This window comes from Pseudomonas sp. MWU13-2105 (assembly GCF_023242315.1).
Lineage (GTDB): Bacteria > Pseudomonadota > Gammaproteobacteria > Pseudomonadales > Pseudomonadaceae > Aquipseudomonas.
Genome location: NZ_JALLIY010000001.1, coordinates 367389 through 380874 on the forward strand (window position 1 = coordinate 367389; position 13486 = coordinate 380874).

The window sequence follows — 13486 nt, forward strand, 5'->3', positions numbered from 1 at the left end:
CACGGCGCTAGTCGAGTATCGCCACCCGATCCTCGCTTGTCGTCGCGCGCGACCGCTCAGTGGCGCCATTCAAGACTTCCAGGGTAAGCGTGCCGATCCGGGACTCGCGCTCCTGGACAGACAATGACTGGGTCTCCTGCTCGTAGGCCAGATACAGGAACCGGCACCAGAACGGCTGGGATACCAGGTAGCGGTGCAGGCCGTTCGCTTCCGGCGGCAACGTTTCCATCTCTCGGACATAGTCGACCATCGTCTCAAGCTCCGTGTGGTCCAACTGCACCCGCTCCGTGTAGAACCGCTCGTTGCACAGGTCAGGCAACTCCAGGCGCTCGCCCAGCTGTTCCCAGTAGGCCCGGTAAATCGCCGGATCGATGGTCTTGTCCCAGAACATCAGCAGGCGGAACTTGCCCTTCAGCAAGCGCAGTATCCGGGCCCTGGCGGCGGCTTTGTCGACCACCGCGAGTGCCTGGTGGCAGAGCACCGCGAACTCGAGTTCATTGAAGACCCGCAACCGTTCCATGCCCTGCGCCGCCGCCGTGCGTTGCAGGAGGAACAGTTGCCGGCACAAGTCCGCACTGTCGGCCGCCGCCGCCATGATCCGCCAGACCCGCTCTGTCAGGTTCCGGCGCGCACTGGAGAACTGCGGATCATAGAACGTCGCCAGGGCACTGAGGTTTTCCAGGAAGGCGAAAAAGCCAGCGGCATGCGGCTCGTCCCTGACGCATTGCCAGCATTCGTTCTGATGCGTGGTCCGGTCCATGGCCGCGCCCCAGGCCTCGATGCCGACCGGTGCGGCAAGCTCGGCCGAGGTGAGCCCGAAGGTAATGCCCGCGCCCTTTTTTTCCCGCGCATACACCGACAGTTTGGTCATGCTATCGGGCAGCAGCGGATTGCCTTCCAGGTTCACACCACGGTTGAGCGACAGCGGGGCCAACAGCACGGAATCGGGTACCTGTTGGATGCGATTATGCGACAGGTTCAGGACCACCAGTTGCTTGAGGAAGAGCACACCCGAAGGCCAGGCATCGATCGCGGTCCGGCTCAGGTCCAGTGACTGCAAGTCCGCCAGGGCAGCGAAGTCGGGGAGTAACTTCAACGGGTTGCCACGCAAGTTCAAGTACTTCAACTGCCGCAGTCCCGCCAGTTGCAAGGCGCCCGCCGTCGTCAGGGCAATCTGATTGCCCTCCAGGTCGAGCTCTTGCAGGCCGTGCATCTCGCCGATCTCATGGGGCAGGCGCTTCAACCCGGCCCCAAACAGGCGCAGATGCTGCAAGGCTGGAAAGGCCCGCAGGAAAGCGCTCAGATAGCGGATATCCAGGTTCATGTCACGAATCAGCAGCTGGGTCACGTGTTTGAACGGCACGTTGAGTATCGGCATCTGCTCGACGGAAAAGCCTTCAAGCAGCAGCACGCCACCCAGGACATTACGACTTTCCCAGCGCCAGCAACGGCGGATCCTGGATGCCATTGCCTTGCGCATTCTGAGCGCCAGGCTGCGGTCCGTGCCCTCGACCTGCGGGACATCGAGCCAGACTTCCAGGTCGCTGCGCAACCTGCGGTAGTCATGCTCCAAGGCTTCGACCGCCGCCCGTTGCTCCACTCTCGTACGTCCCAGCGAGCGGAGCAGGTCGAACAGTTCCTGACTGGTCGCGCCGCGATAGAGTCTTTTCAGCGTACCGAACACCTCCACCGGCGGCAGGCCCGCGCCGCGCCCGCTCAGCTCGATTCCTATCCGACCGCCGCGCTGACGCACCAGACGCCATGGCACCGCCGCCCAGGCATGCGCCGGACGCAGACCGAGGCGACGGCGCAGTTCCCCACGTTGGCGAATCGCCTGTTGATAGACCAGGGTCTTCAACTGCGCTCTCGGGTCCTGGGCCGCGCCCCTGGGCAAGCGCGCGGGCAGATCCTGGATCACCCGCGACAAGGCCAGGAGCAGGTCACTTTGCCGCGTGCCCCGACGGGAAACCTGCTCGCCCTCGACCATGAATGCCTCATAACCATCAGCGCTCTTCACCACCACCCGCCGTTTGCCGAGCTCGGCGCTGCCACTGCTGTCCAACAAGGCGCCGTCGATGCTCGCCGCGCGCAGCTCAATGCGCGCCTGGCTTGGCCAACCCGGCAATTCCTTGAGCAGCGGCAGCAGGAACGGATCGCTCTGGGCATTCCCCAGCGCATCGGGACTCAGGCCTATGAGAACCCGGCTCAGGATCGCTTCCTCACGCCACCAGCGGGCTTCTTCGGCCAGCGCCAGCGGGATGCGCCCGGTCTGGCGGATCAGCGTGCGCTGCCAGGCTTCGCTGTGCGCCAGGATCTCGTCGGCCACACCGACCGGCAGGTCGGGGAACACCTCTTCGAGCGAACTCGCCAAAGGCTCCCCGGCCCTGGCCCGCTGCCTGGTCAGGCCGTCGGCCAATATCCGCCTGACTCGCCGGGCGTCACTCTCCAGGCCCCGCAGCAATGCACCGACCCACTGATCCTCGGTCGACTCGGGCGTGACCGCCAGCCACAGGCTATCGGCCTCGCCGAGCGTGGCGAGGGCCGTTTTAAACAGCGCGGGCAACGCCTTCGCACGCCAGTTCAGCGCGGCGAGCTGCCGTTCGATATCCAGGCAGTCCCTGAAGTGCCGCATGACCGCGGTCAGCAAGGCCGGAGGCCGCCGATTGCAAAAAATCGTCTGCCGCAACAGGCTGTCGGACGTCGCGCTGATGCTCAGTATCTGCCGGGCGACAGGCTCGGCAAATGACTCGGCTTGCCCGCCCAGGCGACGAAACGCGGTCAAGCCATCCCAGCGCAGCGGATTTTCGAACTCATGCCACCAGGCACTCGCGCCGTTATGTTCCAGGCTCGGCGTGTAGGCCCCGGGCAGATCGCCAGGGTTGATCCGCCAGTCCTCCGGCAGACCGCAGTTTTCAATGCGGTACAGGCCCCCCTCGAGCATCAGGTAGGTGTTGCCGTCCAGCCGATAGCGACCGGCCTCATCAGGCAGCAGGGTCGCAGGCAGGCTGAACCGCTCCTGACAATGCTTGATCGGCAGGCGGATGCGGCCGTCCCGGGCCCGGCGCTGTTCCAGCACCGCGGCGAGCCACTTGCGCAAGACCTTGACGTCAGTGGCATCGGCCACGCCCAGCCGGCGCAGTTCGGGGGGCTTGAACAGCCCCGCCAGCGCCCGATAGAAGTCGTCATGGGTCGCACTCGTGCGCACCTGCGGACACAGGCTCAGACCCAATTGCTCTTGCACCAGCAACTCGCCGGCCAGTTGCAGCCAGATCTCCGTATCGCGATTGGCGGCTCGGTGCTGATGGATCCCGTCCAGCATCCGGCCCAGGCGGGTCAAGCCCTGCGCATCGGCCAGGACGCGAGCCTGTTCGCCCGGCAGATCGGCACTCGCCAGGAAGTGCTGGCGTTGTCGCGAATCCAGCGGCATACGTCGCAGATGCTCGGCAATCCGCGCCAGCGACAATGCCGGGTACAGCTCCTGGAGTTTGAGCACCAGCGGCGGCAGGGACGGCGTGAGCAGCGACAGGTAATGCCGGGCCGGCGCCTGCGAGGTCGAGCGGGCCAGGCCATCATGGACACTGAGCATCTCGAACAGCGCGGGCCGCTCAAGCCGGGCCAGGGCCTTGATCTGCTGCCTTATGCTCTTGTTCCACTGGCGCCGGACAAAGGGCTCGAAGCGGCCCTTGAGCGGACAGTCGTCGGGCAACAGGCTGAGGATCAGTGCCTGTACCCCCTCTTCATGGGCGAGCGCGTTAGCGCTCGGCGGCGAGTCGACGGCATGCTCGACATAACCGCCCTCCTCCAGCCTTCGAATGGTCACCTTGTGCTCGAAGTCCGTCGCTCGCGCCTGTCGACCATGGACCGCGAGCAACTCGCCCTCGGCTCCGTGGATAAACAGCCCGACCGTTTGCGGCCAGTCGGGCAGCCGTGGCAGCAGGCAGAACAGTACGCGTTCGGCCTCCACCGGCAAACTCAGCCGCGCATCGCTACTGGCGATCAGTGCGTCGAGGCCGGCGTCGATCTGCCGGCGGCGCACGGCCTCGACCAGGGACGCCGGTGGCAAGCCACCCGACCAGAGCACCTGGAGCGCCTGGCGGTCGATGCCGCTGATGCGCAACAGCACCTCGGCCTCTTCGCCGGTTCCCTGGCCCATCATCCGCGCCAACCAGCCGGCATCGCTCAGGCCGGCACTGTCATCCAGGTCCGCCAGCCAGTGCCGCGCCTGCGGGTCATAGAGCATCGGCGGACGAAATCCCGCCGCGTCGGGCCTGACCGCCACATAACGCTTGAGCGCGGCATCGTAGTCCAAGCGTATCTGCAACGAACGGCCGTTCTCGCGCACCTCGCCGAACAGCCGGCCGCCCTCCTCGAAAAGCCCCCGCTCATCCGCGACAAAGCGCTCTGCCAATCCCGTGACGGAAACGGCATAGCCGCTCAGGTCGATCTTCCAGAGCTGCTCCGTCCCTGGGCCCAGGGTTACCTTGCGCCAGCGCCCGATTTCCAGGGACAACGCCTGGAAACGCCGCTCCATGGCGCGCCCCGCGGCCCCCAGCACGCTCCCGCTCAGGATCATCATACCGAGACTGACCAGGGCCTGGCCCAGCGCCTTCGGCCTGCCCTGGAAAGTCGCCAGGACACCGTCGGCCAACTCCAGGCCCATCTGCGCGAACATCATCGTCGCCACCACCCGCCCCAGGACCCCGAAGCCACCTGGAACCGGCAACATCAGGACATTGAGCAACAGGTGCATGACGGCGAGAACGCCCTCCTTGACGGCTTGCAGATCGTGCTCGGTCTTGGACACCGCGATCGCCCGGGTATTCAAGCGAAAACGCCAGGCGTAGAACTCCGCCAAGGCCTGGCCGGGGCTGAAATCGGCACGCGCCGGGCCATACTCGAAAATCAGCTCGTCGATGCCCTCCCCCGACCAGAACCACTCGTAGACGTCGGCAAAAGTCGAGGTCCAGGTGACCGTCCCGGGCTTGCGGTGCGCCTTGATCCAGTGCCAGAACTGATGCTGCTGCTTGAACGCCAATGACGAGATCAACCAGTGCAGTCGCTTATGGGCGCTGTCTTTTTGCACTTGCGCCTTGAAATCCTTTTCGAACGCCGCTTTTGAGTGGTGATAGCGCAAGGCGCCCTCCGGACGCTCGACACAGTAGCTGTAGAGCCCCTGGTGCCCGACGACCTCGAAGACCAGCAGCGGCAGGTAAATGACCTGCAGGGGCTCATGCTCGATATCGAAGAGGTGCAGCAACTCGCTCTCGATGGATTCCAGCACCCGGTCCAGGCGGGCCTTCAGCCCCCCCGGCAAACGCAGCGCGACATAACCGCCCTTGAGCCGGGGATGGGCCGTCGACAGCTCGTCCCTGAGGGTGACAAAGGCGCTGTAGCTCAGGCCCGTGGTGGCCGACTGGCGGGCCGAGTCATACACGCCGAAACCGATCTCGGCCCCGCTGAAGGCCTGCATGGACCGCTCCAGCGGCCCGTCGGCGTGCAGCGCCCGCTCGACATGGGGCTTGAGCACGGCCCCGAGATTGAGCTCGCGGACGATCTCGACAAATTGCTCGGTCGAGAGCAACCAGCGTCGATCGTTGATATCGACCTTCTTGTCGAAGGAAATCCAGCGCCGCTTGAGGTTGGCGTAGTGGCTATCGGAAAAGGCGAAGTTCAGGCACGCGGCCTGCCACAAGGTCATGGTCAAGACGGTCACCGTGCCGATCCGCCGCTCGAAGCTCTCCACCTCGACCAGAGGACCCTCGCCCTTGGGTTGGGGAACCTGCGCCTGCGCGTCGATCACGGTGTGCAGATAGGTGGTGTGCGGGTCGAGGTCCAGGCCCGAAACCTGTTTCAAACGTTCGCGCAGCGTTGCCAGGCCGGCGGCCTCGAAGGCCGAGACGACCTTCTCGCTCTCCGCGTCCAGTGCCGATCTGGCCGCCATCAGTTGCCGGTAGCGCCCCAGCCAGCTGCGCTGTTCGGCTTCATGCAACGGCCCCATGGCCGCCTTGAACGAGCTCGCCAGATGTTCGACGACCTGCTGCCGCGCCCAGCTCTGTTCGCAGTGCAGCAGGTCGGCGTCGCGCCGCAGAAAAGCCGACAACAAGGGGTCGTCGACCTCGGCGGGGGCCGGCGACGGGGTTTCGTCGCCGCTCTCGACATCCGTACTTTGTTCAACCGATAGGTTCATGGCATGGCCTTCCTGATACGTCGTGGAAAGCCTCAGGTTATCCAGCCATTGATCCGTGACTGATCTACATAGATGTGGCGTGCCTTATATGGCGCGGTTCAGGCCACCCGGGCCGGCGTCGGTCGCAATACCGCCTTGGGTTTGCGGAACACCAGCACGTTGCCCGCCATCACCGCCACCAGCCCGAGCAGGGCCGGCGCACTCCAGTGATAACCCTCGGCATAGGCCGAGACATTCAATGCCACCAGCGGAAACAGCACCGTGCAGTAAGCAGCGCGTTCCGGGCCCATGCGCCCGACCAGGGTCAGGTAGGCGGTGAAGCCGATCACCGAGCCCGGAATCACCAGGTACAGCAGCGAGCCGATATACCGCGTGTTCCATTCCATGGCGAACGGGATGCCCTGGACCAGGCAATAGGCGGCCAGCATCGTCGCGCCGTAGAGCATGCCCCAGGCATTGGTGGTCAGCGGCTTGAGCCCGGCCTTCTGTTGCAGGCTGGAGAGCAGGTTTCCGGCCGAGAAACACATGGTGCCGAGCAAGGCCAGCGCCAGCCCCAGCAGCGTGTGCGGGCCGGCGGTGTGCCCGGAGAGTTCCGGCCAGAACAGCAGGCCCAGGCCGAGCAAGCCGAGAGCGCCGCCCATCAGCACATTGCGCGCGATCTTCTGCTTGAAGAACACCCGCGCGTTCAGGGCATTCCACAAGGTCGCGGTGGAAAACACCACGGCCACCAAGCCACTGGGCACCCACTGGCTGGCGGTGAGAAAGCACATGAAGTTCAGGCAGAACAGGCACAGGCCCTGGGCCAGGCAGATCAGGTGACCGCGGCGGTTCATCGGTTGCAGGCGGCGGCTGAGCAGCAGCATGACGAACAGCACCAGCGCCGCCAGGCCGAAGCGATAGACGATGGAGACCGGAATCGCCACCACCCCCAGTTGCAGTTTCAGGGCGATCCAGGTGGTGCCCCAGATCAATACGGTCAGCAGGTAGAGAAACAGGTTCATGCGGCGGACTCCGGAAGACAGGCCCCAGTGTCGGTGGGCGGCAGGTCTGGCGCTTGCAAAAACTTGCGCTTTTGTCGGCGCCGGGCTGTCAGGGCCCGGTCTACGGAGTAGGATGCAAGACGTTGGAGAACAGACCATGCCCGCACTGGATACCCTGCAAGTCTTTCAAGCGCTGAGCCGCTCGCCCAATTCGCGCCTGGAGCACAGCGCGGAGCTCGGTGACGGCCTGGCCGCGGCCTTGTGGAGCAACCACCATGACGCCCAGGACTACGAGGCGCCCGGTCACCACACCCTGTCCTGCTATATCGCCGGCGGCACCGGGACCTTTCGCCGTGATCGCCCGGACACCAAGGGCGGCCCGGACAAGCTCTGCATCCTGCCCGCCGAGCACCAGTCCGGTTGGGTGATCAATGGCAGTATCCGCCTGGCTCATTTGTACTTCAGTGCCGAACAGTTCGCGGTCGGTTGCGTGACGCTGCTGGACCGCGAGCCGCGTGAGCTGCAATTGCAGGAACATACCTTTCTCGACGACCCGCGGCAGGCCCGGCGTTTTCGCCAACTGATCGGCCTGAACTGGGACGAACCGGGGGAGCGCCTGCTCAGTAGCAGCCTGGCCCACGAGTTGCTCGGACATACCTTGCTCAACCAGGTGGGCATGCGCCAGGGCTTGCGCCTGAAAGGTGGCTTGGCCGCGCATCAGCGGCGCTTGTTGGTGGAGTACATCGACAGTCGCCTGGACCAGCCGTTGAGCCTGGGTGAGTTGGCCGGGTTGTGCGCGCTATCGGAATACCACTTTGCGCGGATGTTTCGTACCAGCTTCGGCCTGCCACCCCATCAGTATGTGCTGGCGCGGCGCCTGGAGCGGGCGCGGGTGCTGTTGCGCGGCGGCGCGCAGCCCCTTGGGGAGATCGCCCTGGCGTGCGGGTTTGCCAGTGCCAGCCACTTCGCCAATCGGTTTCGCCAGGTCCTGGGCGCTACGCCCGGCGAATACCGGCAGGCCTTCACCCACTAGAGCCAGACACAATCCCTGTGGCCCCCCGCTCCCACAGGTTATGCGGGGTTTTCAATAGCCTGTTTTCTCAATCGGACTTGTTGGCCAAGGCCATCACCACCTGGTCCTCCACCGCCTTGACCTGCCGCCCCCCTACCATGTAGTTGTTGCTCAACATGGCAAATACCAGCGGTCGCCCATCCCGGCTGGTGACATAACCGGCCAACGACGACACGCCGCCCATGCTGCCGGTCTTGGCATGCAGGTTGTTCGCCGCCGCCGTGCCGCGCAGGCGTTTGCGCAAGGTGCCGCCGATCATCCGCTCGGGATTGCCGGCAACCGGCAGCGCCGCGTACCAGGCCTGGAACCAGGGCCGGCTGCGCACCGCCAGCAGCATGTCGCTGAGGGTCCGCGCCGATATCTGGTTACGCCGCGACAAACCGGAACCATCGAACTGCAGCAACTCCGCCGGCGACACCCCGTGCCCCTGCAGGAACGCGTTGACCGCTGCCACGCCCGCCGGCGCCGTCCCCACCTGAGCCGTCTTGCGGCCCATGGACTTGAGCAGGATCTCCGCCATATTGTTGTTCGACAATTTGAGCAGTGGCGGCATCAGTTCCGCGAGAACCGGCGACTGATGTTCGAGCAACGGCCGGGCCGAAGCCGGCGTGGCGACGCCCAGCAGGCTGCCGCCTTCCACCGTGATGCCCTGTTGGGCCAGGGCACTTCTGAACAGGTCGGCCACCAGCCCGGTCGGTTCCCAGACACTGACCTGGGCGATACGCTCCGCGCCCTTGGGCAGCGCGCCGTCAATGCGCAGCAGGTTGCCGCCATGGCCGCGACTGACCACCAGCGGACCGCCACGGCCGGTCTTGGCCCGATTGAGCACGTTCATATAACGGTTGGCCGGGGTGAAACTGACCCGCACCGGCTGGCGCGCGGTAGCGCCGGCACGCACGTTGACCAGGATCGAACCGACATCGAGGTCGGCGTTCGGCGACACGCTCAGCGCGGAAATCTGTGCCGAAAAATACTGTTGCTCATCGTCACTGGACCAGTCGGCCCCCAACCGCTCATGGTCGAACGCCGTGTCATCGAGGACCAGCCGTCCGCGAATCCGCGTGATGCCTTTACGCGCCAGCCCGGCCGCCAGGGCCTGGTAATCTTCCTGGCGCATGCTCGGGTCCCCCGTGCCGCGCAGGTACAGATCGCCCATCAGCACGTTGCCTTGCTGCACGCCGCTACTCAGCAACGTTGTGGAAAACCGATAGTCGGCGCCCAGGATCTCCATCGCCGCGGCGGTGGTCACCAGCTTGAGGCTGGAGGCCGGAATCAGTCGACTTTGCGGGTTGTATTCACAGACCAGCTTGCCGGTGTTCGCCTCGCGCACCACCAGCGAGGTCATCGCACCTTGCAACGCCGGCGCGCGCAGGACACTGTCGAGCCCGGCGCAAAAGGCCGAACGCGGCAACGGCAAGGGCAATTGCGCCGCTTGCAGGACCACCGTTCTCACCGGCTCGGGCGGCCGCGGCGCCTTGCTCGAACAGGCCGCCAGCAGCGCGCACAGCAGCAGTGCGCCCCCCTTGCCCATGAAACCGCGTACCGAACTCATCTTGCGCCTCGAACTCAACCGGAAAAATACCAAGGAGCCGCTGCCGGAAGCCGCGGCTCGTCACTCATGAGGCACTTGGGAACAAGGGACTTATCGAGTCGACAGGGAGAATTATGCGGCAATCCCGCCCCGGGAATCCATGCGCAAGCTACAGGTTTTCCAGGGACAGCATCTGTAGTTCAAGGCGCCAGCGTGGTGACGGAAAAACTATTGGCGTGAAACAGCGGATCGGCCTTGGCTTCGCCCTTGGCGGTCGCCGCCTGGGTGAAGTCCATGGCCGGCAGGTAGACCTTGCGGCTCAGTGGGTCGAACGCCATGTTGTAGGCCATCGGCAAGGTGCTGATGCTGCCCAGTACACGGTAGTGATCGACATCCGTCTGTTCGACCAGCGTCAGGTTGGCGTCCACCCCGCTGGGGATGACCAGCCGATGCCGCCCGGCATCCCAGGCCAGGGCGTTGACGTCCCGGGTGATCGGCAGGCTGGCCTTGACCGCGCCGTTCTCCAGGTCGGCCACGATCAGCCGTGGCTGTTCGCCGCGACAGGCAATGAACAGCCGCTGTCCCGGTTGGTCCTGGGCCAGGGCGCTGGGTTTCGGGCAACCCTCGAAGCTCCAGCTGTCGAGCACTTCGAAGGTGCTGGCGGAAAACCGCGCCACCTTGCCCTCGTCACGCATCGGCAGGAAGAAACTGCCATCGCCCTTGACCAGCAGCGGGTCGATCTTCTTCACGTCCAGTTCGTGGGCGGCGGTGATCCTTTCCTGTTTCGGATCGAAGACAAACAGCGTCGAACGATCCGCCCGCCGGCCACTGACGACGATCACCTGGCCGGTACGCGGTTCGTACACCGCGCTGTTGAGGTTGCTCCGGGCCACCGCGATACGCTTGAGCAGCTTGAGACTCGACAGCTCGACAACGCCGAGGCTGCCGTCGGTGTTGAGCACGAACAGGCGATTGCGTTCGGGCACGAACACCACGGCATTGGCACCCTGCGAATGCCCGATAGTTTTCACCAGGCGTTGTTTCGCCACGTCGAACACACTCAGGCCGTTTTCCCGCCGGGCCAGAAACAGGTAGGGCCGGGTCGGGTCGAGGGCGGCGAAGCCCCAGCTGTCGCCGGAGCCGGGCAAGCGGACCTGATGCTCACGCTGGTACAGGCGCCCGTCATCGGCTGCCGCCGCCAGGCCGGCCGCGCCCAGGGTCAGGGCCAACAAAACCGCACTGAGTCTTTTCATCAGAACTCCAGGGTGCTGGAAACCGACACCTGCCGCGCATCGCCCATGGACACGAAGAGCTGGCTGACCGCCGAGGTGTAGTAGACCTTGTTGAACAGGTTCTTCACGTTGAGCTGGAACTTGACCTTCTGCCCTTCGACCTGGGTGTCATAGGTGGCAAAGGCGTCGGCCACGGTATAGCCCGGCAGGTCGAAGGTGTTGGCCGCATCCCCGGTGCGATGGCCGACATAACGCGCCCCGGCACCGGCGCGCAGCTTGTCGCCGCCGCCCATGATCGAGCCAAAGTCGTAGACCGCCGACAGCGAGCCGGCGTTCTTCGCCACGTTTTGCAGGCGGTTGCCCTGGTAATTGGCGTCCTGGGTGACCTGGGCATCGGTGTAGGCGTAACTGCCGATCAGGCTCCAACGCTCGCTCAACTGACCGCTGGCATCCAGTTCCAGCCCGCGCGAGCGAACCTGGCCGGCCACGCTGTATTGCGTGGTCAGGCCGTCGGCGACGGACACCAGAACGTTGCGCTTGTGGATATCGAAGATCGCCGCCGTGGCAGTGATGCGTCCGGGGATATCCAGCTTGGTGCCGATTTCCCAGGCCTTGGACTGTTCCGGTTCAAGCGAGCCGTCGAGCACCAGGCGGGTATTGCTGGTCAGCGCCAACGGGGCGATGGTGGAGTTGGGCTTGAAGGATTCGGTGTAGCTGCCATAGAACGACAGCTCGTCGCTGTAGCGATACACCAGGCCGGCGCGTGGCACGAACTTCTCGCCGTTGCCGTTGGTGTTGACCTGGAACGGCCGGCCCTTGCCCGCGTATTGGTCGTACATCTGGAAGCGGCCGCCGGCCACCAGGATCCACTGGTCGTTGAGGTGGATCGAGTCCTGGGCAAACAACGAGTCGCTGCGCAGCAGGTCGGTCTGGTCGCTGTCCTTGGCGCTGACGGTGGAGCCCGGGACTTCGCGGCCATAGACCGGGTCCAGGTAGTTGAAGGTGGTCAACGGACTCTGGCGGATCAGGTTGGAGCGGTAGATCTTGCGGTACTCGTCGTCGACACCGAACACCAGGTCATGCTGCATGCCGGCCACATCGACCTTGCCGTCGAGGCTGGCGGTGGTGAAGCGGTCAGTGGTCAGCGCGCCCTGGGTGCCATCCATGCTGCGCACCAGGGTGCCGTTGGCCGGGTTGACCGAGACCACCCGGACCTGGCTGGCATCGTAGGTTTCGCGGTTCCAGCTATAGCCGAAGTGGGCCTTCCAGTTGTCGTTCAAATCGTGGTCGGCTTCGAAATGGACCAGGTCCGAACGTCCTTCCATATTGTTGAACGGCTCATCCAGCCGGCGATCCTTGGGAATCGCCAGCGGGTGGTTGGTCCGCGGGTCGATGGCCGTGCCACGGTCGAACGGGGTCAGGAACTCGCGGTGTTCGTAGGACAGCAGCAGCTTGGTGGTCTCGCCGAACCAGGCCAGGGACGGGGCGATCAGGGTCTCGCGGTGGGCGCCGAAGTTGCGCCAGTAATCTTCGTCCTCACGGTCAAGGACCATGCGATAGGCCAACCCGGAATCGCCGAGGGCACCGGTACTGTCGAGGCTGCCGCCGCTGCCATTCTTGCCGGAGCCATAGGTCGAGCCGCGCAGGGTCACGGCGTTGTACTGCTCCAGCTGCGGTTTCTTGCTGACCAGGTTGACCACCCCGCCCGGGTCCTGGATGCCGTAGAGCAAGGAGGCCGGGCCCTTGAGCACTTCGACCCGCTCGGTGCTGGCGTTCAGCGCGCGGCCCTGCACCAGCGGCATGCCGTCCTGCATGATCGAACCGTTGCGGTTGTCGCCGAAGCCGCGAATCATCACCGCGTCCTGGGTGCCGCCGAGGGTGTTGGCCTGGGTGATGCCACTGATGTTGTTCAGCGCATCGTCGAGGTTGCGCGGGGTCTGGTCACGCAGGACCTGGGCCGAGACCACGTTGATGCTCTGCGGGATTTCCTGCAGCGAGGCGCTGGAACGGGATACCGAGGTGACTTGCGGCGGCTGGTAGCTGGTGGCGGAGGCCTGCGGGTTGCCGTTGATGGTGGTCGCGCCGAGGTTCAGGGCGCCCGCGGTCGGCAAGGGTTCGAGGGCCAGGGTGTGCTCGTCGGTGCGGCGGAAGGTGAAGCCGGAATTGCTCAGCAGCCGTTGCATGGCCTGCTCGGCGCTCATCTGTCCGTTGAGCGCCGGGGCTTGATGGCCGTAGGCGGCTTCATCGGTGTAGACCACGCTCAGGCCGGTGACCCGGCTGAAGTCGCTCAGGGCCTGGGGCAACGGTTTGGCGGCGATGGCGAAGTTGAACTGCGCGCTGTGCTGCGCGGCGGACTCGGCCGCCAGGGCCACGCCCAGAGGCAACGAGGCCAACCCCGACACCGCCAGCGCCGACGCGCCGAACCAGCGTTTGACCGAACTGCCTGCCACCGATTTTGCCCTGGACTTCATGTGTGCCTGACCC

6 protein-coding genes are annotated in these 13486 nt (G+C 65.0%); 1 reads left to right on the plus strand and 5 read right to left on the minus strand.

Annotation, left to right across the window (positions count from 1 at the left end):
* Positions 1–7 precede the first annotated feature (7 nt).
* Together M5B96_RS01725 and M5B96_RS01730 are read right to left on the minus strand one after the other, a co-directional pair.
* Complete coding sequence (locus tag M5B96_RS01725; RefSeq protein ID WP_248794776.1) at positions 8–6187, minus strand: NEL-type E3 ubiquitin ligase domain-containing protein; 6180 nt, start codon at positions 6185–6187, stop codon at positions 8–10.
* Between the two features lie 98 nt (positions 6188–6285).
* A complete protein-coding gene (locus tag M5B96_RS01730) occupies positions 6286–7188 on the minus strand; it encodes a DMT family transporter (RefSeq protein ID WP_248794777.1) in 903 nt (300 codons plus the stop codon).
* A 136-nt stretch (positions 7189–7324) separates the two neighbouring features.
* Between M5B96_RS01730 and M5B96_RS01735 the strand changes: the two genes are divergently transcribed.
* Positions 7325–8200, plus strand: coding sequence for an AraC family transcriptional regulator (locus tag M5B96_RS01735; RefSeq protein ID WP_248794778.1), 876 nt, complete (start codon positions 7325–7327; stop codon positions 8198–8200).
* A 67-nt stretch (positions 8201–8267) separates the two neighbouring features.
* On the opposite strand, the gene dacB is transcribed toward M5B96_RS01735, so the two are convergent.
* The 3 genes from dacB to M5B96_RS01750 form a co-directional block, all read right to left on the minus strand.
* A complete protein-coding gene (gene dacB, locus M5B96_RS01740; RefSeq protein WP_248794779.1) occupies positions 8268–9791 on the minus strand; it encodes a D-alanyl-D-alanine carboxypeptidase/D-alanyl-D-alanine-endopeptidase in 1524 nt (507 codons plus the stop codon).
* A gap of 179 nt (positions 9792–9970) precedes the next feature.
* Positions 9971–11023, minus strand: a complete 1053-nt coding sequence (locus M5B96_RS01745) for a hypothetical protein (protein ID WP_248794780.1) — start codon at positions 11021–11023, stop codon at positions 9971–9973.
* Complete coding sequence (locus M5B96_RS01750; RefSeq protein WP_248794781.1) at positions 11023–13473, minus strand: TonB-dependent siderophore receptor; 2451 nt, start codon at positions 13471–13473, stop codon at positions 11023–11025. The genes M5B96_RS01745 and M5B96_RS01750 overlap by 1 nt, the downstream gene beginning before the upstream one ends.
* Positions 13474–13486 lie beyond the last annotated feature (13 nt).

Bases quoted from the DNA above. Each gene is read 5' to 3' on its own strand.
- M5B96_RS01725 (WP_248794776.1), bottom strand. From the start codon at position 6,187: ATGAACCTATCGGTTGAACAAAGTACGGATGTCGAGAGCGGCGACGAA.
- M5B96_RS01730 (WP_248794777.1), bottom strand. From the start codon at position 7,188: ATGAACCTGTTTCTCTACCTGCTGACCGTATTGATCTGGGGCACCACC.
- M5B96_RS01735 (WP_248794778.1), top strand. From the start codon at position 7,325: ATGCCCGCACTGGATACCCTGCAAGTCTTTCAAGCGCTGAGCCGCTCG.
- dacB (WP_248794779.1), bottom strand. From the start codon at position 9,791: ATGAGTTCGGTACGCGGTTTCATGGGCAAGGGGGGCGCACTGCTGCTG.
- M5B96_RS01745 (WP_248794780.1), bottom strand. From the start codon at position 11,023: ATGAAAAGACTCAGTGCGGTTTTGTTGGCCCTGACCCTGGGCGCGGCC.
- M5B96_RS01750 (WP_248794781.1), bottom strand. From the start codon at position 13,473: ATGAAGTCCAGGGCAAAATCGGTGGCAGGCAGTTCGGTCAAACGCTGG.